At 65.0% G+C, this 22999-nt stretch carries 17 protein-coding genes and 1 pseudogene; 7 read left to right on the top strand and 11 right to left on the bottom strand.

Features of this window, described 5'->3' with window-relative positions; translation table 11 throughout:
* The coding region (locus ACTJK8_RS30000) for a transposase domain-containing protein (RefSeq protein ID WP_440763027.1) at window positions 1-248 on the top strand (248 nt) is incomplete at its 5' end.
* Between the two features lie 199 nt (window positions 249-447).
* Here the strand turns inward: ACTJK8_RS30000 and ACTJK8_RS29995 are convergent.
* The 5 genes from ACTJK8_RS29995 to ACTJK8_RS29975 are packed head-to-tail and all read right to left on the bottom strand — an operon-like array spanning window position 448 to window position 5500.
* Window positions 448-858 carry a 3TM-type holin gene (locus ACTJK8_RS29995; protein WP_440763026.1) on the bottom strand — a complete coding sequence of 137 codons (411 nt, stop codon included), beginning with the start codon at window positions 856-858 and terminating at the stop codon, window positions 448-450.
* Between the two features lie 2 nt (window positions 859-860).
* Window positions 861-1475 carry a lysozyme gene (locus ACTJK8_RS29990; RefSeq protein WP_440763025.1) on the bottom strand — a complete coding sequence of 205 codons (615 nt, stop codon included), beginning with the start codon at window positions 1473-1475 and terminating at the stop codon, window positions 861-863.
* Between the two features lie 59 nt (window positions 1476-1534).
* Window positions 1535-2899: a DUF2793 domain-containing protein gene (locus tag ACTJK8_RS29985; RefSeq protein ID WP_440763024.1), complete on the bottom strand. Its 1365-nt coding sequence runs from the start codon at window positions 2897-2899 to the stop codon at window positions 1535-1537.
* Complete coding sequence (locus ACTJK8_RS29980) at window positions 2896-5016, bottom strand: phage tail protein (protein ID WP_440763023.1); 2121 nt, start codon at window positions 5014-5016, stop codon at window positions 2896-2898. Before ACTJK8_RS29980 ends, ACTJK8_RS29985 begins: the two co-directional genes overlap by 4 nt.
* Window positions 5017-5023: 7 nt before the next feature.
* Window positions 5024-5500: a hypothetical protein gene (locus tag ACTJK8_RS29975; RefSeq protein WP_440763022.1), complete on the bottom strand. Its 477-nt coding sequence runs from the start codon at window positions 5498-5500 to the stop codon at window positions 5024-5026.
* 1131 nt (window positions 5501-6631) lie between these two features.
* Between ACTJK8_RS29975 and ACTJK8_RS29970 the strand changes: the two genes are divergently transcribed.
* The 3 genes and pseudogenes from ACTJK8_RS29970 to ACTJK8_RS29960 all read left to right on the top strand — a co-directional run bounded on the left by ACTJK8_RS29970 (window position 6632) and on the right by ACTJK8_RS29960 (window position 12156).
* Entirely contained in the window at window positions 6632-8566 is a 1935-nt protein-coding gene (locus tag ACTJK8_RS29970) for an adenylate/guanylate cyclase domain-containing protein (protein WP_440763021.1), read from the top strand.
* Between the two features lie 96 nt (window positions 8567-8662).
* A pseudogene (locus ACTJK8_RS29965) lies at window positions 8663-9318 on the top strand (transposase); the annotation flags it as partial.
* Window positions 9319-9993: 675 nt separating this feature from the next.
* On the top strand, window positions 9994-12156 hold the full coding sequence (locus ACTJK8_RS29960) for an ABC transporter ATP-binding protein/permease (RefSeq protein ID WP_440763020.1): 2163 nt from the start codon (window positions 9994-9996) through the stop codon (window positions 12154-12156).
* A 95-nt stretch (window positions 12157-12251) separates the two neighbouring features.
* Here ACTJK8_RS29960 and ACTJK8_RS29955 read toward each other — a convergent pair whose 3' ends face one another.
* The 5 genes from ACTJK8_RS29955 to ACTJK8_RS29935 form a co-directional block, all read right to left on the bottom strand.
* The gene (locus tag ACTJK8_RS29955) at window positions 12252-13118 is read right to left on the bottom strand and encodes a DUF2163 domain-containing protein (protein ID WP_440763019.1); all 867 of its coding nucleotides are present in this window, start codon (window positions 13116-13118) and stop codon (window positions 12252-12254) included.
* A complete protein-coding gene (locus ACTJK8_RS29950; protein WP_440763018.1) occupies window positions 13115-13726 on the bottom strand; it encodes a DUF2460 domain-containing protein in 612 nt (203 codons plus the stop codon). Before ACTJK8_RS29950 ends, ACTJK8_RS29955 begins: the two co-directional genes overlap by 4 nt.
* Window positions 13723-16035: a baseplate megatron protein TIM-barrel domain-containing protein gene (locus tag ACTJK8_RS29945; RefSeq protein ID WP_440763017.1), complete on the bottom strand. Its 2313-nt coding sequence runs from the start codon at window positions 16033-16035 to the stop codon at window positions 13723-13725. Before ACTJK8_RS29945 ends, ACTJK8_RS29950 begins: the two co-directional genes overlap by 4 nt.
* Window positions 16036-16052: 17 nt before the next feature.
* Window positions 16053-19229 carry a glycoside hydrolase family protein gene (locus ACTJK8_RS29940; RefSeq protein WP_440763016.1) on the bottom strand — a complete coding sequence of 1059 codons (3177 nt, stop codon included), beginning with the start codon at window positions 19227-19229 and terminating at the stop codon, window positions 16053-16055.
* A 214-nt stretch (window positions 19230-19443) separates the two neighbouring features.
* Entirely contained in the window at window positions 19444-20337 is an 894-nt protein-coding gene (locus ACTJK8_RS29935; protein WP_440763015.1) for a LysR family transcriptional regulator, read from the bottom strand.
* A 135-nt stretch (window positions 20338-20472) separates the two neighbouring features.
* Between ACTJK8_RS29935 and ACTJK8_RS29930 the strand changes: the two genes are divergently transcribed.
* Together ACTJK8_RS29930 and ACTJK8_RS29925 are read left to right on the top strand one after the other, a co-directional pair.
* Window positions 20473-21141, top strand: a complete 669-nt coding sequence (locus tag ACTJK8_RS29930) for a glutathione S-transferase family protein (protein WP_440763014.1) — start codon at window positions 20473-20475, stop codon at window positions 21139-21141.
* Window positions 21142-21677: 536 nt separating this feature from the next.
* Window positions 21678-21944 (top strand): DUF6894 family protein, encoded by a 267-nt coding sequence (locus ACTJK8_RS29925; RefSeq protein WP_071000687.1) that lies wholly within the window; start codon window positions 21678-21680, stop codon window positions 21942-21944.
* A gap of 211 nt (window positions 21945-22155) precedes the next feature.
* On the opposite strand, the gene ACTJK8_RS29920 is transcribed toward ACTJK8_RS29925, so the two are convergent.
* Window positions 22156-22521, bottom strand: coding sequence for a hypothetical protein (locus tag ACTJK8_RS29920; protein WP_159392752.1), 366 nt, complete (start codon window positions 22519-22521; stop codon window positions 22156-22158).
* A 41-nt stretch (window positions 22522-22562) separates the two neighbouring features.
* Between ACTJK8_RS29920 and ACTJK8_RS29915 the strand changes: the two genes are divergently transcribed.
* Window positions 22563-22814, top strand: a complete 252-nt coding sequence (locus tag ACTJK8_RS29915; RefSeq protein ID WP_440763013.1) for a hypothetical protein — start codon at window positions 22563-22565, stop codon at window positions 22812-22814.
* Window positions 22815-22999: the final 185 nt, after the last annotated feature.

Below are 22999 nucleotides of genomic sequence, written 5' to 3'. Positions count from 1 at the left end.
TCGAGCGCGCGATCCGGCCGCTGGCTTTGAACCGGAAGAATGCCCTGTTTGCTGGTTCGGACCACGGGGGCGAGCACTGGGCGGTGATCGCCTCGCTGGTCGAGACCTGCAAGCTCGTCGGCGTCGAGCCGCAGGCTTACCTGGCCGACGTCATCACCCGCATCGTCGAGGGCCATCCGCAGCGGCACCTCGATGATCTGCTGCCCTGGGCTTACCAGCCAACGCCAGCCCTCAAAGCCGTGGCCTGAGGACAGCGCTTACGGTCGAGCTTGCCCCCGAGCGCGTCCATCTGGCGGCCGGTCGCCTCCACGCGCTCGATCAGGCGCCCGATCCATTCGGGCAGATGGTCGGCCATGGGTCCGGTCCTTCGCTCGCCGCGGCCCGGCCGCGCTGTCCGGGCCCGGGGCGGTGTCTCGTCCGTCATCGGCGCGCCTTAAGCCGCGAAGCTCAGCCCTTCGGCCCGACCACCTGCGGCACGATCTTGTCGACGGAGCGCGCCAGCATGTAGGCGCCGATCCCGACGGTGAGCAGCGACCACAGCTCGGCCGGCACGCCCTTGAGCGCCGCCACCACCTCGACCTGCAGGCCGACCATGGGCGAGACCACGCCCACCCAGGTGATCATCGCCAGCGCCCAGAGCACGGTGATCGGCCGGGCGTTGCGGGCGAGCGGGCTCTCCGAGCCGGCATCGGCCTTCATCACCTCGGCCATCGCCCGGCCGAGGTCGCCTTGTTGCTCGATCAGCGCGCGCTGCAGCTCCAGCTGCACCTGCAGGCGCTGGCCCTCGTCGGGCAGCACCTTCTGGAGGATCGGGCCGAGCGCGCCGAGGAGCGTCGGGAGAAGCGCGAGAAATCCCATGGTCAGGCACCCGTCTGCATGTTGTGGCGGATGGCGTCGCGCAGGCGCAGCCACCAGGATTCAGGCGCCGGCTCCGCTGTGCCGGTCATCGGCGCGAGCGGGTCGGGCCGCGCCGGCGCGGTAGGAACCGGTCCCTCCGGCGCGCGCACCGGCGCGGGATCCCCGCGGCGGGCGTAGACGAGGCCGTAGGCGGGCAGCGCCGCCTGATCGCGCTCGCCCTGCCGGCGCGCCAGGATCGCGGTCGGCCGGCCCCACATCAGGAAGGCCTCGACGGCGCGCGGCAGATCACCGGCATTGGCGAAGCGCACCACGCTCGACTGCGCGAAGCTCGCCGGGCCGATGTTGAAGCACAGCGAGCAGCAGGCGTCGAAGAACGGCTGCGGCACCGGCTTGGCCAGCGCGGTCCGCACGGCAGCGACGTAGGGCCCGAGATCGGCGGCAAAGAGCGCGTCGGCCTCAGCCTGGGTGAGGGTCAGCCCCTCGGTCACCGCGGGCGGCCCGGCGGCGCTGGTGTGGCCGCGGCCGATGGTCCAGACACCGACGCTGTCGCGGTAGGCGCGCAGCCGGCAGCCTTCGCGCGCCGCCAGAGCCGCGCGTCCGAGCGGTGAGAGGTCCATGGGAGACTCCTGTCCGAGCGTCGGTTGAGGACCGCTGCCCTATCGACGGCTGGGGGCGATCACGGCAGCTGTCGGGCACCGAAGAAGGAGTCGGCCGCAGCGACGTAGCCGTCGGCGCCGGTGAACCGCACGAACACCTCGACGGTGTCCTTCGCCGCCAGCTTCAGGACCGACGCGAGGTTGACCGCGCTGACGCCGTCAATCAGCGCACCGGTCGCAGCGGCGCGCCCACGCCCCGCCGCCGCGCCGTTCCGGTAGAGCTGCACCTCCAGCGCCGTCGGGGCGCTGGACCCGTTCCGCTTGTAGGTTAGCGCGACGTCGAAGCCGTGCAGGCCGGCCTCGAGGGCGACGAAGCGGTTCTTCGCCGCGTCGAACGCGCCCTGGTCGTTGCTGTCGGTGGTGTTGAACTGGACCTTGGTCCAGGCATCCGCGGGGACGTAGTTGTCGAAGTTCGTGGACGCGATCGCCTTGGCAAAGTTGGTGATCCGGCTCCAGGCGGCGCCGTCGTGCCATCGGAGCGCTGTCAGGGTGCTGTCCGCGTAGATCTGGCCCTGCGCGCCGCCCGCGGGCTCCGCGGCGAGCGGCTGCAGCTCCAGCGCGCCGCTGCCGCGGACCTTCACCGCCGACCGGCGGGTGGTCGTGCCCGGCGCCGTGGTCTGGACATCCAGGCAGGTGCCCTGCGCCGTCGCCGTGAGATCCTCCTCCGCAACGCCGAGCAGCGCGACGGCGTCGGCCGTGTAGGCGCCTCCCGCGTGGTAGCCGGTCCCGAACAGGCCGAGGAGCGTGTCGGTCGCCTTGAGCGGCAGCGGCGCGTCCGGCGCGCCCCGCGCGGCCCGGGCGCGGCAGTTGGCGACGGGCCCGTGATTGCCGGCGGCATCGCCCCCGTAGGCGTCGAGTTGCACGGCGGGCTTCGCGCCGAGACCCTGGACGTGCACCGGCGCGCCCGGTTCGGTCACTCCCGACAGGCCGAGATAGCCCGTCGCGGCCGCGACCGTCATGGCGGTCCGGAAGGCGGTGCCGTCCGGGCTCGTCTTCACGGTCAGGTCGTCGCTGCCAAGCGTGCCGAACAGGACCCGGCTCGCGTAGCCGGTCTGGAGCACGAGGCCGGCATCGTTGGCCGCGGCCTTCTTGTTGAGGGTCAGCCGCATGTTGCCAGCCCCGGGAGTGACCTCGTCCCAGGAGAGCAGCGCAGCCTCGGACTTCACCGCGAGGCGGTTGGTGGTGTCGGCGGCGGTGTTGACGCCCAGGGCCGGCACGCCGCCCTTCAGGTCTCCCGCGGAGACGGCCGGATGGCCACCGGGCGTGACGCCGTCATGGACGACGAGGCGCCAGTTCGTGGTGTCGACGACGAACTCGCCCGGTCGGCCGACGAAGGTCGCGAGGAACGACCACGCGTCCCGCAGCCACTGCGTGCGCACGCTCATGACGAGGCGAGCCCCAGATCGAGGAAGTTCGGGTAGGGGTCGGAGGCGAGGCCGAAATCGTCGCTCCGCGTGGCCGCCTGCGAGGCGAGCCCCAGATCCGGGCCGCTGCCGACGGCGAGCGTCTCGGCGACCGGACCGGACCGGCCGGAGCCGATCGGCGTCACCGTGTAGGCCGTGCAGGTCGCCAAGTCCTGGACCGCGCCGCCGAAGATGTTGAACGCCTGCAGCTTCACGGTGAGCGGGGTGCCGATGTAGGCCGCCGGCACGCTGTAGCGGAACACTGCCTCGTCGAGCCGGGTGAAGGCTGTCCCGGCCGGGTGCGCGCCGGCCGGCGAGCCGGAGAGCCCGCGCTCCAGATAGGTCAGGGCGTAGACGTGCGGCGCGGTGAGCGTCGCGGTGGCGAAGGACACCAGTTCCTGGCCGACCAGGGCGAGGGTGACGCCGTCCCGTGCGTCCGCCTCGCTGGCCGAGGCCAGCGTGCCGCCGGACCGGCTGAGATCGACCGCGAGCGTGCTGGCGCGGTCGGGGTTGGGCCCGGCCGGCGCGGGCAGGTCCGCGGCGAGCACGCCCTGGCGGGCCGCGTCCGTGATCGTGCCGATCTCGACGAAGCTGGCGCCGTCGCGCGAGACCCAGACATTCGCCCCGCCCCAGTACGGGTCGGCATTGGCGCCGGAGGCCGCGATCCAGACCTGCGCGACGCCGCCCGTCAGCGCCGCGGGCGGCTCGAAGATCAATGGGGCGTTGACAGGCGCGGGCGCCCGGTCGCGATCGACCGCCGATCCGGTCGCCCCGACCGTCGGGTAGGCCGCCGCGGTCGCGGTCCCGCGCGGGAACTCCTCGGCCGTGATGGTCAGGAGCCCGTCCTCGTCCTCCTCGATCGCCGTGATGCGCACCGGCGTTCGGGCGAGCCCGAGCCCCGGATCGGTCAGGGTCACGACGTCCATCGGCTCGAGGAGGCAGAACTCCCAGGACAGGCGGAACGTGTAGGTGTTGCGGATGTAGAGGGCCCGCTGCAGGGCGAGTTGCGCCACGAGCCGGCCGATCGAGAGCGCGCAGATCTCGCGGGCGGTGATGGTGCCCGCGACCTTCAGGCCGTAGCGCTCGATCGCGCCCTGGTCGCGCGCCTCGACCGTCGTCGCGGTGTAGCCGTGGCTGCGATCCGAGCACTCGACCCGCTGGACGTTGGGCAGGCCGTAGGGATCGCTGCGCGCGACCCGCACCGGATCGTCGCCCTCGGCGGCCAGGACGTCGTCGTCGGTGAGGTCGTACACCGGCGCGACGTCGGGCACGTAGGTGACGCTGGCGCCGGTATGCGTCACGCCGGTCACGACCTGGTCGCCGTAGGGGACGATCCTGAGCCGCGCGCCCGACCACACCGCCGCGCTGTTGGTCAGCCGCAGCCACCGCGCCAGGATCGAATTGGCGGTCTCGGCGTCGGTGAGCGCCGGGCTCAGCCCGAGGCCGAGGGCCGCGCAGTAGGTCTGGTAGGACGCGTCGCGCGAAGCGCCGAACAGGGCCGCGCCGCTCAGCGCCGAGGCCGGCAGGCCGACGCCGTACTGCGCGTTGGTCAGGAAGTCCGAGATCAACGCGGCCGGATCGGCATCCTGCCCCAGCGGCCCCGCGGTGCCGGCGAGCCGCCCGACGACCTCGAAGGCGATGGACGAGATCGTCGCGCTGGAGCCCAGGTCGAAGTCGGGCGAGGCGAGGTAGGCGGTGCCGTTGTAGGGCAGCGCGGCGGCCGGGTAGCGCGCCAGCGCCGGCCCCCAGGGCTGCTGCGGCGTGTCGCCGGGGATGAGGCTGAGGAAGTTGGTCGGGAACGGCGTGACCGACTGGCCGCTGAACACCTCGCCAATGCCCTGGACCGGTCCCTCGGCCAGGCCGAACATGATCCAGGTCGAGTAGGTGTAGCCGGTGACGCCGTGACGGCCGCCGCCCTTGCCGCCCGCCGTCTTGCCGCGCTGGGCGTGCGTCTGGAAGCCGTCGGACCAGATGATGTTCGGGGCGATGCGGTTGGTACCGTAGACGATCGGGATCGGCAACGCGCTCGAGGCGGTCTGGACCTGCAGGCCGGTGTAGTCCGGCCGGACGGTGCGCTTCTTGCCGCCGAACAGGCTCATGGCAGCCTCAGACCGGATCGGCCTCGGCGGTCGCGCGGGCGGCCCAGAGGCTGAAGAAGCGCGGGTGCCGGCCCGGCTCGGCAAGGACGGGGTTGCGGGCGATCGGCTCCTCGATCACGGCCTGAGCCGGCGAGAAGGCGTGCACCAGCGTCAGCGGCGCGGTCGCTGTGACGATGCCGCCGTGGGCGTAGGCGCGACCGTAGCGGAAGACCACGACATCCCCGGGCTGCGGGCACGTGACCTCGGCGGCACGATCGAAGACGAAGCCGAGGTAGCGCTCGTCGTCGCGGTGGAGGTGCCAGTCCTGCGGATAGGGGCGCGGATCGAAGGCCGGCACGAGGCCGGCATCGACGAACACGCGGACGAGGAGCATGCCGCAATCGACGCCGACGCCGCGCAGGTCGGCGCCGGGATGGTAGGGCGTGCCGAGCCAGCGCCGGGCCTCGCGCACGAGAATGCGACGCGCCTCATCTTCAGCGAGCACGCAGAGCCCTCAATCCGCTTCGTTCTCCGCGAATGCTGCCATACGCCGAGCCCTACCGGTCACGATTACCCAGATCCGGAACCCTTCACGATTTGGGAGTCTCTATACGAGAAAGCCCGAAATGCTGACCGAGCTCTGCCGGTCACTTCGCCGATGGCGCATCGTGAGATTTCGGCTCGCACAGCCACAGCCGGCGAGCCCGGATCCTCGAACCAGCTTAGCATGCGTTCGGCGGCGCCAACCGGCTCAATTGCGGGTTTCACGTCCGGTGAACTCAGAAGAACATGTCGCCGAACGTCAAATCTGCATATACGATCTGAAGATCAGTTTATAGACCTGCACCGAACGGTCGACAGCCAATCTTATGAAAGATTGGTGTATGGCTATCGCGGCCTGCGAACATCAATCGTCAGCTCATCAGCTCGTTACCGAGTGCCAATCGTACCGCGAAACGAATTAAACCTCGAGCTATCGGATGATGGTGGCCCGAACATCGCCGGTCCTGCTGGATTGGTTGAATAACTTGGTACGGAGTAGCTGCTGCCGCCAGAGTTAGAAAACCTTGCCAAGTACTCTGGGGCTCTGCGCTCCACGCAGTCCCCAGATCTATTATTATCGAGCTTCTGATCCAACATTTCTTTCGAGAATTTACCGCTTGGAGACCGCGACTGACTCGGCGTCCAATCAAAATATTTGGACTGATCGCACAGAGAGTCCCTGGCTGTCACGGACCCCATACCACCTAGAAGGAGAATGGAAGCGAACAAGATACGCATAATGTTAAACCTCACATATTTAAGGAAAATTCAGTCGAGAGGTATAAGAATCAAACATTGACCGATCGCTGACATGAAAAGTTAACATCTTTTAAGGTTTCGGATGTGTAGATACCTTCGATTGAGTTGCCGCATGGCTAAATGGAATTTGAGACTGTGAAAGTGGCACATCACACCTGGCGCACAGCTCGCACTGGGCGGGGTCTTGCAAGAGATCCGCCGCGCCCGACCTTCCAGGCGAACGTCGGCAGCGGATAGCAACATGAAAGCCGGAGGTCGTGGAGCGCATCCGACAAAATCGGAAAAGACTTTACCACGCGTGCAGCTATAAAACCGAAACATAATTGGTATCAAGATGACAATTCGTCTGCGAGATCACGTCATTTCACTGCATCGATCGGTCATTGCGCGTGCTCGAAACGCCGCAAAAGGCACCGTAGGATTTGCTACCATTATTTACATATCTTTTGCTATCATAGTATCGGCGACCACAGCATTCGTCATATTCACCGAGAATTATACGCTTAAAGATTTAAGGCAGAAGCAGATACGGCAGGAATTCGAAGCTCTCTCCAGCTTGGGTCTCGCCAAGATTACAGCCGAATTGGGAAAGTCCGATGTCGCACTTGATACACTAGCAATGACTGACGCATATGGATTCGCGGCCGAAGAGACATCCCTATCCTTGGCGCGCGTCCTTGGCAATTTGCGCGAAGTTTCACCCGCCGCATATGCAGTGTTTGTCGCCTTTCCGGACGGCAGTTACAGCCTCGCTAGGCGCATCAAGAAACAGCTCGATACAACGGGCGAAGCGATAGTTGACGAGCACGGGCCAAAATTTGAGCTCCAATTTACCGAACGCTCAGCAGCAGGCCACAAAGTTCGTTTCATATATCTCAATGCCGATTATCAACGCGTCGTTAGCTCGGAACCCAACAAAGAATATCACGCGCCACAAACCCGACCGTGGTACATTGCCGGGAAATCAAACTCGAGAGCGCAGCTCGTCGGGCCGTATAGCTATGATGATGTCGATTTTGTCGGGCTGACTCTAAGTCGTCGATCGGCATCAAATAACAGTATCGTCTTTGGCGTCGATATAACGCTGGCTTCGTTAACAGATAGCCTCAAAGACTGTATATTCATATCCGGCGAGCGGATAATGCTCTTTGACACTGACGGTCAACTGCTTGCTGAGGCAAGCTCAGCGCGCCAGGGAGAGACCAATGATTTACTGCCATTGGGCTCGATAGATATTCAAAATAAGCAACGGGTTTTTGAGAGATTTAAAGAACATTCGTCGCGCTTGACCGATGTAATGAGGATAGGTGATCGCGATTATTTGACGGGCTTCTATCCACTACATTCGCACGATAAGAAATTTGTACTTATAAATACCCTACCCGAAAGCGTAGTCCGTCTTCCGATCGAACAAATCATTCGAATGTCTCTGATCGCTCAAGCTGCTATCGGGATTTTAGCGTTTATACTCGCATTATTCATAGCTAGTCGCGTCTCCAGTCCAGTTCATTCTCTGGCCGAGAAAGTTGAAAAGGTAGTGGCATTCGATTTTTCTCAATCATTAAAAGTCGAGAGTCGAATATTTGAGATTAGACGATTATCTAAAGCTGTTCAGACTCTCGAGCTGACACTCAAAGCCTTTTCGTCATTTGTGCCATCGTCATTCGTGAAATCGATAGTAGATCGGGACGTGTCCCTGACGCTTGGAGGAGAAAAGCGTAATGTCGTGGTTATGTTTACTGATATATCTGAATTTACAACAATTTCAGAGACGATGCCGCCTGATCGAATAATAGGACAATTGTCGAGATATTTTAGCACCATCTCCGCGACGATTGAGCGGCACGGCGGCATTGTCGATAAATATATTGGTGACAGTGTTATGGCGTTCTGGATTGATACTGAGGGAGTCGACGTTGCCAAAGCTGCGTGCGCAGCTGCTTTGGAAGCAGCCAACCAGATTTCGACTTTGAACAAGGAGTTCAAGTCCGAGGGCGTGCCGGTATTTACGACGCGGTTTGGGCTTCACAAAGGCGAAGCTATGGTCGGGACTGTGGGCGCGCTGGAACGTATGAATTACACCGTATTGGGCCATACGGTCAACGTTGCGTCCCGAATAGAAGGTCTCAATAAGATTTTTGGCACCACTATACTAATCAGTAGTCCAGTAAAAGGCGCCGCTGGAGACAAATTTCGGACGAGATACATCGGCGATGTGACTGTTAGGGGCGCCAGCCATTCGACCACCGTTTTTGAACTTGTCACATAAAAATTTCCGCCGCTAGATCTTTGTTCTATCAAGAACATTGTGATTCGCTGGCGTATCAAATATTGCCTTGATGTCGCTGACAGCCGAAGCAAAACCAGCGTCGTCGTGATCGTAGCGATGGGCGTCAACGGCGACGGCGGTCGCGATATGCTCGGCATAGATGGCGGTTTTTCCAAAGCCGAGACGTTCTAGACGGACTTTCTCCGCGAGCACGCTCGCCGCGGCCTGCACGGCGTGAAGCTGGCCGTGTCGGACGCGCACGAGGGCATCAGCGCGTCAGTGGCCAGGGTCATGAACGCAACCTAGCAGCGCTACCGCGTCCACTTCATGCGCAATGTGCTCGCCCATGCCGGGCGATAGGGCAGCGTGTCGACTCCGCGTTCACAGTCACGGTGTTCGCCCAGGGAGACGCTGAGGCGGACAGACTCCTGTGGCGGCACGTCGTCGACAACTCTGGCCGGACGTTCCTGAGACCGCCGCGCTGATGGACCAGGCCGATCCATACGTGCTGGCCTGCATGAGCTTCCTGGCCGCACACCGGGTCGAGTTCCGCAGCCCGGACCCGCTGTAGCGCCTGACCGGCGAGATCAAGCGCCGGACCGATGTCGTGGGCATCTTCGCCAACACGGCGGCCATCAGCCGCCTTGGCGAGATCCTCCTTCAACAGAACGACGAGCGCTCACGCTACATCACCCAGGACAGCATCGCCCCCTCGCGATGATCCTCTCGTCAGCCTGCCCACCCTGGCAGCCTCATCCTCCCAGCCAATGCCGATAATGGTGGCGGCTCTAAGCCAGCTACACTATGCCAGGGAACACGACCGGACGGTCGTGATGCAACGTTGGTTAGGCGTTTGTAAAGAATGAACTCTGCATTTCAGGTATAATTCTGGAAAATGGCGACCGCACTGCCTGCGAATTAAAATTTGATGTGCGACGCATCACCGACGGCGGCGTCTCACTCTGCGCATGAGTTGCATGTCCGTATGTAATGGATGTTTGTCAAGCCATCCCGCTTCACGGAAGGATAACGGCCTAAGCATCCGAGGGATTCTTCCAAGGTATGCGGTTGGCTGCAGAGCAAAGGAACAGATCTGTGCATTCGCTGATTGCATCCGGGCCCAGTCATCCGCGGGCGACTATCTTCTTCCTAAGCACTCTCGTCGCTGGGGTGATTGGACTTATCACAGCAAGTTTCGCTATTTTCATGATATCCATGGCGGCGTCTCTTCTTATCTTTGTTTTATTTTACCTATATTTGCAGAGGAAGTTGGGGTGGAGAGCGCTCGAGATTATCTCATTTTGGGATGTCTTGTTGCTGCTTTGGCTCTGAGCAGTTTTGTGATTGGAAATAGATAAAAATTATGATGTCCCCTGCTCTCTGGCTTGATTAGCCTCCGCCAGAACATATCGAGAGGAAGTCACATCGTGGGTTCGACTTTGAGCCGGGTGAGCATTCAAGGGCTGGTAACAGCCGTGGTGGCTCTCACCCTACTTGTTCACCCAGGCTTACCCGAAACTCCGCTGTACGTTTCGTTGTCTGGCATCGCGATGGCCGGCATCCTTTTGGCTTCCAACAAGGTCTCGGCCTACCTGAGAATATTCATTTCCGTCTACGGCCTAGGATACGTCCTACTGGCCGTCGCGGGTCTGCTGGGAGCAATGGGCGCGCTTCCATCGTCGATCACTTCGCTCCTGCCGCCAGATTTTGCTGCAACGGGTTCGGTCGCATTTGCGTTCATTATCCTCTTGATCTCGCATTCTAAGGCAATCCAAACGGTTACGCTTATCGCAGATCCATACTTCACAAATCGTGATGCTCCGGAACGCAATATTAGCCTCTTCCGTCTACTAGGCGCGACGGAGGGCGTGATCGGACAGCGGCTCGTTGGCTTGTCGCTTCTTATAACATTCGCTCAAGTGGCCATACAGCTTCGAGCAAGTTTTCTGGCCCGCGACCTATTTAATGGGCTTCAAGAGTATAATATTGCCGCGTTCTGGTATCAGTTAACTTGGGTATTCATTCCGCTGGCCGCATTGGCCGTTTTCACTTCGATGCTCGATACCGTCATCGATGAGTCTTTGCATCTGCGTTGGCGTACGTGGCTTACCCGCAGCCTTTACGAGCGTTGGCTCGACAGCGGTACCCACTACAGATTGCCGTTCGAAGCCGCTCATGCGGATAATCCGGATCAACGCATACAGAACGACGTCAATCTCTTCATATTCCAGACGACGTCTTTGTCTATAAAATTGCTATCACAAGCCACAACTCTGATATCATTCATCGTCATTCTCTGGAATATTTCGCGGGATTTCGTCTTCCCCTTTACCGATATTGTCGTTCCGGGATTTCTGGTATGGCTTGCCATCGGCTACGCGGTGATCGGGACTTGGCTCACACATGTCATCGGACACCCACTCATCAAGTTGTCCTTCCTACAAGAGCAAGCCGAGGCCGATTTTCGCTTCTCTCTCGCGCGCACTCGGATTTTTTCCGAACAAATTGCCCTCTTGAAAGGAGAGAGACAAGAAAAATTGCGGCTTGACGATCTCTTTGGTCATATCATACGCAACTATATCCAAATCATTATAAGAAAGACAAAGCTTTCTGTGTTCGTCAAGCTGTTCCAGCAAATCAGCAGTGTTTTCCCTTTCGTTTTGGCGGCGCCGGCGTTCTTTTCAAAACAAATAACACTGGGACAATTTACTCAGACTGCCGAAGCTTTTGGGAGCGTACAAAGTTCATTATCTTTCTTTGTGGAATCTTATACAGCAATCGCTAGCTATAGAGCAAATGCTGATCGACTGCATTCATTTGGATGTGCGATGACGAAGGTCGAAGCCCACTTGGCTTCGGGCGTAGAATCGGTTGACGTTGTCGAGAATTTGGCGGGCGTTGAGGCCGCTAACTTCACACTGATGTTGCCCGACGGTCGAAAGATCGTTGACGGCGGAGATTTTGCTCTTTCGAAAGATCGGGCGACTTTGATCGTTGGCTCGTCCGGCTCAGGCAAGTCCACCTTGTTCCGCGCTATTGCGGGTATCTGGCCGTTCAGCAATGGACGTATCAGAGTCCCGGCAGGCCAATCCGTTTTGCTCCTCCCTCAGAAGCCCTACATCCCGCTCGGAACGTTGCGAAATGCTTTGACTTATCCTCGATGCGTGCAGCGTTTCCCGGAAAAGGTAGTTCGAGAGGCGCTGGAAGATGCCGAACTTTCTCATCTTGCAGATAAGCTCGACGTTGCGGATTGTTGGGATAACCGGCTATCCGGTGGCGAGCAGCAAAGATTATCGATTGTTCGCGCGCTTCTGATTAAGCCCGACTGGTTGTTTCTCGACGAATCTACAGCAGCTCTCGATGAGGCATGCGAAGCGAGGATTTATGGAATTTTGCACGAAAAATTGACTAATACTACGATTGTTTCGATCGGACATCGCTCCACACTCAACCAGTTTCATGATCGCTTCTTGGAGCTGTCGTCAATGAGTCTGCGCCAAGTATCGAGAAACCATCGCGACCGTACGCTCACTCCGTCGGCAGGCATGAGAGGTCTCGGGTTCGGTATTGCTGGTCGGCTTTTGCGATAGGATCCGAGCCCTACACTCTTAGTGTCGCATTGATCGAGGAGAAAATTTCACCATCGATCTGGCGTCCTGCATCTTTTCTGCAAAGCCGATCCTTCTCAGAACGCTGCCTCCGGCGTTGGTACGAATGGAAAGCCGCGGAAGTTCGCCTCGTTGGCGAATTTGGACCGACAGGTCGCCAGGGTGTGGTCGCAGCCCTGGTAGGCCGTGAAGCTGTCACCCCGAGCCGGCAGCGCCGGCAGCGGGTAGGTGAGGATCAGACCGGCCGCGTCCGCCAGCTTGATCGTGGCCGAGGCTCCGGCGTTGCCGCCCGAGGTGAACGTCACCGTCCCCTGCGTCAGCGCCTCGCTCGCGCCGGCCCAGGGGATGAACGTCGTGCTCGCCCTGTCGCCGACGGCCCCGGCCGAGGCGTAGGCCTGCCGCACGAGCCGGCAGCCGGTGTCATAGAGCGTGTGATTGCAGGTCGGCTGCCAGACGTTGCGCGGCAGGTCGATGTCGAGGAGCGTGAGCTCGCTCGCCACCGTCAGGGTCGCGGAGGTCCGCCCGACCTGGTCGACGCTCGCCAGGCGCCCGGTAAACAGCGTCACACCGCCGATCGGCGGCGCGTCCCAGGCGGTGAGGAAGGCCCGGTCGCGCCGGATCGTGCAGCCGTCGAACACGCCCTCGCGCAGGGCCACCAGGAACGGCACGCCGCCGACCGTATCGGTCGGGCGCGCCGAGACCGTGATCCGCTGCTGGTCGACGTCGAGGCCGGTGGTGCAGCGGTAGCGCAGCCCGTCCACCAGCACGGAATCGGCGCGGTAGGTGGTGCCGTTCAGCAAGATCGGCACGTCAGCGTCGGTGTAGGCCAGGATCAGGCCGGACAGCAGCGTGAAGGTGAAACAGTTGGCCATCAGCAGCCGCTTGTCGGCCCGCGCGCGCATCTCGGCGAGGTAGGCCAGGAGAGCGGGCTCGGCGGTCCTCATGGGCGCACGCTCCGGAACTTGACGCCTTCCGCCTTCCACAGCCCAGCCATGACGTTCTCGAAGTCCTGCACGTCGTCGAGGAAGCGGCACAGGTAGGCGAAGCTGAACGCGGCGCCGATCACCGCGCCCGCGGCCGGCGCGGCCGGCAGCACGATCCGGTTCGGCGTGGCAAGGCTCCAGCCCTCGGCGGCCAAGCCGTCGACGGTGACGGCGCGCAGCGCGGTGACCCACCCGACCGGCTCGGAGAAGCCGCCGAGCATCCGGTGGGCCGGGAAGGCCAGCGACCGGCCGTCGCCGATCCCGATCGCGCCGGCCGCGACCGCGTTGTCGGTCGGATCTGTGTAGAGGAACGTCCCGAAGCGACCCTGGCAGCGCAGGAACAGGCCGAGCAGCGCCTGCAGCGAGTTCGCGCCGAGACCGGGGAAGGCCGAGCCCGAGGCCAGCCCGTCGAAGGTCACCTCGAACTCCCACAAGGGCGCCGCGTAGAGGCTCGCGCGCACCTCCCGCCCCGAGACGTGCGGGGCAAGCCGCGTCGCGAAGGTCGGGCGCTTGTGCACGGACCAACCCTGGCCCGGCAGCGCGGGGAAGGCGGGCGGGATCTCGCTCATCCGCGCACGCTCACGAGCCGGAAGGCCTGGGTGGCGAACAGCAGCGCCATGAACCCCTCCAGGTTGAGGTCGTCGTCGGCGAAGCGGCAGAGCAGGCTCGATCCCGTCCCGAGCTCGGGCGGCACGGCGACGTGGAACGGCAGGGCGCGTCCGGCGACCCGGCCGTAGAAGCCCGCGAGGCGCTCGAAGTCGCCGGCGAGCCCGCTCGCGGCGAAGCCGCCAGCGGCCAGGACGTCATAGGCCAACTCGATCTCCCAGGACGGCGCCTGCACCCTAGCCGCCCGCGCCTCCCGGCCCGAGACGTGCGCGGCCGCGCCGGTGCGGAACACGGGCGCGTAGCGCACCGACCACGCTCGGCCGGAGAGCGCCGGGAAGGTCGGGTACGGCCCCGGAACCGGAGGCGGGTCGCGCGGCGGCGGCGGGAACGCCGGCCCCTTGCCGCTGACCCACAGGCCCGCCGGCCAGTTGAGGGTGTCGCCCCAGACGTCGGACCGCAGCGGGAAGGTCGGGAACGGCCGCGCGTCCCAGTTCCAGACCGCGAAGAAGGCGGTCTGCAGCATCGGCAGCCCCGCGGCCGAGACCTCGTTGTGACCGTCGCGGTACCAGTATTCGTACACCGCCCGCAGCGCCATCGCGCAGAGCGTGTCGTCCCGCCGGGGCGTGTAGGTCGCCCCGTCGGCGCTGTCCCAAACCGACCAGAACGCGGTGAAGCTCTCCGTGCTCTTCGGGTCGTAGAACACGTTGGGCTGGTTGGTCGCGCGGTCGATCGAGCCGAAGCCGTACTCGACCGTGGTGATCGACTTCGATTGCGGTACCCAGCGCGTGGCGGGCCCGCGCGGCACCCAGCCCCGGCCGTCGCCGTCGTCGTAGACGGCGCGGTGCGGGTTCTTCCACCACCAGCGCAGCTGCTTGTTCGCCAGGATCTCCTGGCCCGGATAGTACCGGCTGCGGGTCTGCGTGACGCGGTCGCCGGTCGGCCGGGACACCTGCTGATCCGAGCCGAGCGGGTCGAGGCCGATCCCGTGATTGTCCGAGTCGGCGTAGAACCAGTCGTACTTCTCGCCGCCCTCGATGTTCCGCTTCAGGTAGGCCATCGCGTAGAGCGTCGGCTCGCCCGCGAGCCCGAGGCCGTTCATCGTGTCGGGCCCGGGCGGCCAGCGGCTCCGGTCGGGTGCGGGCGCCGTCCAGTTCGCCGCGTCGAGCCCGCCCTGCGTCGTCCAGTCCGACAGCGGCAGGTAGTTGTCGAAGGCCACGAGGTCGATGCTGTCGCGGCCGTAGAGCTGGTCGAGGTGCGGCCACTGCCCGGCCTCGCCGGGGTGCTGCACGCCCATCCACACCGACCAGTCCGGCGAGTACGTGATCAGGTTGCGCAGGCCCGCCGCGTCCCGGGTCAGGCCGGCCGCGTCGAAGATCGCGCGCACGTCGTCGGCGAGCCGCCCGAGCCCGTCGACGAAGGGGTAGTCCCAGGTGACGGTGCCGTCGGTGCCGGTCGTGCCGGCCCGGGTCCAGCCCGGCCCGCGGATCGCCTCGAGGCCGCGCAGCTCGGAGCCGAGCAGGAACAGGTCGACGCCGCCGGCGAGCACGCACAGGTTGGCGCAGTGCAGGACCATCCGGCGCAAGCTGTAGTCGTCGGCCGGGCCGGCATAGTCGACGGTGAGGCGACCGGTATCGCGGGTGAACTGCGACGGCTGCGCCGGCCCGAGGATCCGGGCCACCGTCGCGGCGGCGGCCGCGGTCCCGTCCGCGTCGAGCCCGATGCGCCCGCGCCACGGGAAGCCGGGGCAGTCCATCAGCAGGAACGGGTAGAACACGACGCGGTAGCCGCGCGCCTTCAGGTCGCGCAGGCAGCGCACCACGCTCTGGTCGGACGGCGTGCCGCCGTAGACCGCGTGGCCGTCGACGGTGGTGATCGGGATCAGGATCGGGGCGCCGCCCGGGCCCCGCGACAGCTGCGTCAGGCCCGAGACCTGCCAGTTCTCCTCCACCGGCTCGGGCCCGTCCACGCGCTGGAACGAGCCGTCGAGGTAGATCGTCGACGGGTAGATCTTGCAGACGCGCGCGTCGACCGAGGAGCCGAACCACGCCACGAGCAGGTTGACGGTGGTGCAGCCGGGCACCTGCTCGGCCAGGGCGTCGAGGGCGAGGCTGCAATCCGTGCGACCCGAGCCCGGCGCCGCGTAGGTGTTGATCGGCTTGAACGGGCGCTCGGCCGCCGAGGGCGGCCACCGCGAGGCCCGGTAGGGCAGCGGGTCGTAGCCGAACTCCCCGGTCGCGGGCAGCAGGTTGAAGCCGGTGATGGTGTCGATCACGGCGCAGCCTGGCCCGATCAGCCAGGCCCAAGCCGCGACAGGCCGAGATGCGCGCCCTGTCGGACCGCCTGGTTGATCGCCCGCATCAGCGGGCGCGAGTGGTTCTGGAAGAAATCCGCCACCGAGGCGCCATCCATGGCCGAGACGTTGATCTGCGTGGTGTGGTTCAGCGCGAGGCTCGGCGCCGGGCTGCCGCCCATGGCCGCGCGCAGGGCGCCGGCGGGACCTGCCGGCACGATCATCTCGCCCTTGTGCACCTGAGCGACCATGTCGTTGGGCAGCGACCACGCCCCGACCGCGAAGGACGGGATCGCCGCGGCGGCGGCCGCCACCGTCGCCTCGCCGGCGGCGGCCGGGCCAACCGCGGCCGGGCCGAGCACCGGCGACAGGAAGCCGAAGATGCCCGCGAAGGTCTCGGAGGCCGAGGCCATGATCGACTTCACCATCGCGCCCGCCTGCGTGGCGAACGCGGAGGTCGCGCCCGTCTCCTCGGCGCCGGTCCGGGCAGCGACGCCCGCAGTGGTGGCCGCCGTCTTGGCGACCTCGCCGGCCTGGTGGGCCGAGATGCCGGCGAGCCAGTCGGCGATCAGCTTCACCCGTGCCTGGACGTAGCTCTGGACGATCGACAGCGCCGTGCTGCGGGCGGCCTGGGCGATCGTGGTCTGCCCCTGGATCACGCTGAAGACGTTGCCGGTCAGCGTCGAGCCGATCTGCTCGTAGGTGCGCTTGGTGTCCTGGTACTCGGCCTTCTGCATCTCGCGCTCGGCCTGCGCGCGGCGGCTCGCCGATTCGGACGCGAGCCGGTCGAGCTGCGCCATCGCCTGCCGGTACTGGCTCGTGCCCTGGCCCCAGATCTCGGCGAGCTTGCGCTGGTGCTCGCGCTCCAGGTCCTCGATCTGCCCCAGCACCGCGCCGGTCTCGGCCTGGCGCTCCGCGAAGCCGAGACCGCGCTCCTGCGCCTCCTGGCGGAGGTCGCGCATGCGGTCCTCCAGGACGCGCTTGGCATTCTGGTAGGCCGTGTCCTCGGCGGTGGCGCGCGCCTGCGCCTCGGCCTGCTCGACCGCCCGGGTGTTGGCGATCTTCTGGGCCTCAAGCTGGTTCCAGGCCGCCGTGCCGCGGGCGTGCAGCCCCTGCTCGACGGTCAGGGCGTCGTTGAGGATGCGCAGCCGCTCGCGCGAGCCGGTCTCCATCTCGGCGGTCTGGAGGCTGGCCTCGGACCGGGTGAGCGCGACGCGCTTCTCGGCGAGCGCGGCCTCGCCCTGCGCGAGCCGGGTCTGGAGCGCCGTGCGCGCCGAGAGGTCGGTGGTCGCGTCGAGCTGCCGGCGCAGGGCGTCGTTCGCGCGCTCCTGGGCGGCGACCTCGTCGCGCCGGCCCGCCGCGTTGGCCTGGGCAGTGGCCAGCGCCTCGCGGTCGAGCGCGTTGCCGCCGGCCTGCCGGTCCGCGAGCTGCTGGCGCAGGTCGAGCTGCGCGCGCAGCGCCTCGGCGGTGGCGCCGCCCGTGATGTTGTCGGCCTCCTGATTGCGCCGCCCGGCATTGATCCCGCCGTTGTCGCCCGAGCGCCCGCGGATCGCGGCGGCCAGCGCACCCTCGTCGCCGTCGCGCGCCGCGGCGGCCACGTCCCGCGGCAGCGAGCCGTAGTTGTAGGCCACGGAGGTGAGCGAGGCCTTCGCCCGGTCGGACAGACCCTGCCACGCCGCACCCACCTGCGCGGCCGCCTCGGTCTGGAACGCCACGAGGCGGCGGGCGAGATCGCGCTCGGCATCCTCGCGCGTCGTGACGGTGTCGGCGGTGACCGGGCTGACGCGGCCGTCGGCGCCGGTGGTCGTGTCCGAGCCGAAGCCGACGCGGAAGCGGCCGTCGTTGTCGCGGTAGGCCGCGCCGCTGAACCCCTCGAACTTTCGGATCAGCGCGGCGGCGTCGCCGGTCGCGCCCTGGAGGCGCTGGCGCAGCAGGTCGATCCGGCCGGTCGCCTGATCGATTCCCGCCTGTGCGGTGTTGCCGAGCAGGCCCGCAGTGGCGTCGGTGAGCTGCTCCGCGTTGAGCGGCGTCCGCGCCAGGGTGGCGTTGCGGCGCTCGATCGTCTCCAGCTGCTTCTCCAGCGCCTCGGTGACCCGGTTGGCCTCGTCGACCTGCCCGCGCAGGCGCGAGGCGAACAGGCCGGCGAGTGGGCCCAGGGCCGAATAGCTCTTGAGCTGCTCCTGCAGCGACCGGGTCATCTCGTTGCCGTAGGCGCGGGCCCGCTCGACCAGGGCCGACAGGATCGCCGCCTGCATCTGGTTGGCGTTGCCGTTCTGGTGGGCGAGGTCGAACTGCGCGCGCAGCTCGCGCGAGACGCCGCCGAGCGCCGCGAGATACGGGCCGCCCGCGGCCGCGGGGTCGCGCAGCGCCCCGGTCAGGGACGACGCCATCTGCTTCGCCTCGTCTTCGGAGGAGTCCATCATGGCGATCAGCGAAACGATCGAGGCGTTGGCCGAGCCGGTGTAGCTCGGGACGGAGGCGAGCATGGCCTCGATCGAGGCCGCGCCCTGGTCGGTCATGCCCGGGACCTTGGTCAGCTCCAAGGTGAAGGCCTGGAGCATCCGGGTGGCGTTCTCGAAGCCGCGCGCCTGCGCGGCGGCCTGGAGCCGGTCCATGTTGCCGGCGGCCGCGATGGTGCGGCCCTCGACCTCGAGCAGGCCGGAGCCGTAGATCTGCGAGCCGTGCCGCCACTCCTGAAAGGCACTGCGCTGCCGCTCGATCGCGCCGGTCAGCCCCTGCGTGGACAGGGCGGTGACGTCGAGGGCGCGCGAGGCCGAGAGCGCGTTGAATGCGTATTCCACCAGCGCGGTGGCGCCGGACCGGGCCGCGGTCGCGGTAGCCGAGATAGCGGTGCCGACGGCCGCGTAGGTCCGTCCGGTCGCGCTGGACACGGCCTCGTCGGTTGCACGCAGGCCCTCGTAGGCGGCGGCCAGCGCGGCCACGGCGCGGGCCTGGGTGGCGAGCGCGGAGGTGTTCTCGGCGCCGGCCTGGATCTGCCGCAGCGACGCGTTAGCCGCGTCGATGGCGGCCTTCAGCTCGTCGTAGCTCTGGCGCGCGGTCGCGTTCTGACCGCGGGCCGTCGTGGCGAAGCCCTGGATCGTGCCCTTGGCCTGATCGGCGGCCGCGCGGATGCCGCTGGCGTCGCCGCCGAAGCGGACCTGGATGTCGTCAGCCATGGTCGGGCTCGAATGCGATCGGGTTGACCGGTCGAACGGCTGCTAAGGGTGGGATGCGGAAGTTAGCCACTCGCCTCGAAGCGGAAGTTCCGCATCCGACCCAACCCAGCCGTACAAGCGAGGCTTCGAGGCTCCCAAAAGCGGACTTACATCCCACCGCTGCTTCAGTAGCGACACGCCCCTCGCGCCCGCGTCGCAGGCGAGAGCTGTTAGATCAGCCCTGATCAAGCGATGTGCCAAGGTGATCCATGATCGCCCGCACCTTCGCAGACGGTCTCGGACCTGCCGGGAAGACCGCGTACACCTCGGCAGGATCGAGCCGATAGGGCTCAAGTACCTGGATAAGCTGGCCCGCGCGCAGCTCATCCCCGGCCATGATGCTGGTCGCCAGCGCGATGCCCATGCCCGCCACCGCGGCGGCTAGGATCCCTGGCGCCGAGTTGATCCAGAGGCGCGCGGGGACATCGACGGAGGTAACGGTCCCGTCGCGTGTGAAGCGCCAGCTCTCACGACCGAACAGGCCGTGCTGCACGATGCAATCGTGCCGGGCGAGTTCGGCTGGATTAACGGGTGTGCCGCGGGACGAGAGATAGCCCGGCGCCGCGACCACCAGACGTTCGACCGCCGCAAGCCTGCGGGCCCCGAAGGTGGAGTCCGCCAGCGGGCCGACGCCCAGGCGGATGGCGATGTCGACCCCGTCCGTGACGAGGTTCTGGCGCGCGTCGCTCATGGTGATCTCGACCCGGAGCCCCGGGTGCCGGGCCAGGAACGTCGCGAGCGCAGGGATGACAGCCCGGTAGCCGTAAAGCACCGGCATCGCGAGACGGATCACGCCCTGGAGCGAGTCCACTCCCCGGGCCGCCTGCTCGGCCTCCTCGACCTCCGCGAGGAGGGACCGCGCTCGCTCCAGGTATAGGCTCCCCGCTTCCGTCAGGGAGATGCTGCGGGTGGTGCGCAGCAGCAGCGTCGTGCCCAGCCGTGCCTCCAGAGCGCCGACGATGCGCGACACGGAAGGTTGCGAGAGCATTAGCTCGCGTCCCGCGCGCGAGAGGCTTCCGGTCTCCGCCACGCGGACGAACACGGCCATCTCCTGCCAACGGTCGCTCATTCATTATCCGGATAGATGATCTCCGCAGCGAACGGATACATCGACCATGGCGGATGAGCTACCTCTCCCCCGGGGCGCCGTCGCGGCAGCAACCCAGCAATCCACAGCCTCACCCGACAGGAGAAGGGTTCCGCAATGGCCATCAAGATCTACGGCGATCCCGGTTCCGGCAGCCGGCGCCGCGTCACGGCGGCGGCGTCAACCATGGGCGTGGAAATCGAGGTCGTGGACATCGATCTCTTCAACGGCGAAAGCCATACGCCCGACTTCCTAGCGTTGAACCCACACGGACTGTCGCCGGTGATGGTGGACGGCGACCTCGTCCTCTACGAGTCCGCGGCCATCAACCTCTACCTCGCCGAGAAGGCGGGCAGCGACTTGGCGGGTCGAACGACGCGGGAGCGGTTCGAGATCCTCCAGTGGATGTTCTGGTCGGGCGAGCAGTGGCGCGTGTTCGCGACCCTCACCTTCAACGAGGTGCTCGCCAAGCGCTTCATGGGGCAGCCCGCAGAGGAAGCCATTGTCAAACTGGCGGCCGACAAGATCCGCGCTGCCGCCGGCGTGCTGGACGCGCACCTCGCGAAGCACAGCCACATCGTCGGCGACCGCCTGACGCTGGCCGACTTCGACGTCGCGGGCCCGTTCTCACAGAACGAGCGCACGAAGCTCCCGCTGAACGAGTTCCCCAACCTTGTGGCCTGGCAACAGCGACTGCTGGCGGAGGTACCTGGTTGGGCGGCCACGAAGAGGGAGGTCGACACGCGTATCGGCGGTGCTCTCGATGCAGCAGGTATCCAACTATGAAGAGTAGCGCCGGTGCTCTCACGGGCGCCCGGCGCTGTACTTTTGCGAATGGTCGTAAGCGGGCGCAGCGGCGACGTCCGCTTCATCGCTTAGCCGTCCGAAAGCGGATCGGGGCATAACCATCCCGAGCGGCCTTCCCGCTATCGACCCAGGTCGGCCGTGCGGAATGACGTCGGCATTTCCCGAAAGCCGACAGTGATCGGGTGTCTGGCAAGGTCGGCTCGAAGTGGCGAGCGGACCTTGGTCGCCGATCCGGAGGCGGACATCCCGCCTCCAACTCTCAAGCTGTCGCTCGCCGCTGCAATCGTCCTGCTATCGCACCGCTGGACAACTTCTGCCCTACCAGCGTGGCTAGCTAAGACACCGCACCAAGACGAGCGAGGCGCGGCATACCAGCCATGGCGTGGAAAAGTTGATCTACGTGTGCGCATCGCTCGCCACGGTATGCGAATGCCAATCGTATTGCAGGCCTCTATCCCGGCATGCCTGCACCTGAGAGTTCGCAACTCCCGCCCCACTGTATGGTGGAGAACTGCGTGCCGCGTTTCTTTTTCAACATCTACGACGGCGTCAGCATGCTTGACGATGCGGGCACCGAATTTGCTGACTGGCAGGAGGCCCGCATTCAAGCTATTGAATTCGCAGGCGCGATCATCAAGGACGAAGCCAAGCGCATCGCGCAAGGTGAGGATTGGCACATTGAGGTGACAGACGAGCGGAAGCTCGTGCTGTTCCGCTTCGATTTCATCACCCTGGAAGCTCCAGCATTGTCGAGCCATCGCGGCAAGGAAGGAGCGTCGTAGTCTGAGACGCCACTGTCGGGCTTCCATTCCGTCCATTCCGGTAATGGGTCTCAGCTTCCTTGGGCGGCCTGCAAGCGGACGCTCTCAGCATCCGTAACAGGTCGGGAGCGGGCGAAACAGCGATGTCCGCTTCGATGCATCTGCCCCCACTAGCAGACAGGTAGAAAGCCCCCTATAGGAGACCGTTCGTGCGGTTCGATTAAGGTAAGCCTCAGCAGTCCTTGTTCAGCTTCGGCGACCAATAGACCTTAACACGCAGAAGCTCACGGGATCTAGCAATTGCCTCGGCAGTCTGCTGCGCTGTCAACTTGTCTAGAGCCCGCCAGGTCCGCATCTGCTCTTCGAGCAAGCGGCGCTGCTCGGCGGGTTTGAGGGTGGCCCAATTGGTCATCGGCACACCGTAGCCATCCGAGAGCCTGGCTACACTCACCCATGTTTCCGATGCCGCCCTGATTTCATATGCTCCCGGCGCGCAGGCTATTGACCGGGCCGTCGGTCTTTTGCTGCCTAAACTGAACCGCTGCTGATATCTAAAATAGCCAAACAGAACTAGCGCAAAGGCTGCGGGCGCCATCATGGATTAAGGCCATCGCGGCGTCGCGATGGCAGAAGTGCTCGATGGAACACAAGACGTTCACCGCTCGCATCCCTCAGCGGATCGCCGCCGAACTCGGGGTGCCAGTCGCCTCCCTTTATGATCAGGGGGAGCCTTCATCCCGCGACAGCGAGGCAATGCCAAAGGCGGTTGCAGCGCTCTTGAGCGCATACGCTGCGGTCCGTAATCCGCAGGAGCGTCAACGCTCCGTCGCTGTCGTGATCGCGGAGGCAGAGCGTCTGCGCAACCTGCTGGACGCTAGCGACAAGGAGTAAGGCTTCGGCAGCGTCCGACCTGGCTCCGAACGTCTTCAAAGCCCGCTAAAGGTCGTGATCGGCTCCCGCGGCTACGTCCGCTTGGATGCATCCGCCATCCGGAAGCAGACCGGCAGAAACCCACCGATTCTGTTGAAAAACTCGGTGTTGCAGCGGTAGTCGTGAGGTGATTCACTCTCGTCGAG

This window comes from Methylobacterium sp. 22177, from assembly GCF_052045615.1.
In the GTDB taxonomy this organism is placed as follows: Bacteria; Pseudomonadota; Alphaproteobacteria; order Rhizobiales; family Beijerinckiaceae; genus Methylobacterium; species Methylobacterium radiotolerans.
The sequence above is the reverse complement of the archived record's forward strand: the minus strand, read 5'-3'. Positions and strand labels throughout refer to the sequence as shown.